General features: G+C 48.5%; 1 protein-coding gene. It reads left to right on the forward strand.

The annotated features are described in order from the left end of the window. The coding region (locus ACX9YW_RS23140) for a FimB/Mfa2 family fimbrial subunit (protein WP_460351083.1) at positions 1-262 on the forward strand (262 nt) is incomplete at its 3' end.

Here is a 262-nt window from a genome sequence, read left to right on the forward strand (position 1 = left end):
ATATATGAAGACCTCGACCCATGTCCGCAAGGACTGAGGCTCAGATTCGTCTATGACTACAACATGGAGTTCGCCAACGCGTTCCCTACTCAAGTGGAATGCCTTACTGTTCTTTTCTATGACTCCGACGGGAAATATGTCACCACTCGGACAAACAACACTTCCGACCTCGCCGACGAGAATTGGCGCATGACTATCGACCTGGAACCTGACGAATATCAGATCATAGCATATGGAGGAATGGAATGCGAACAGTCTTCGT

The organism is Pseudoneobacillus rhizolycopersici, from assembly GCF_054786815.1.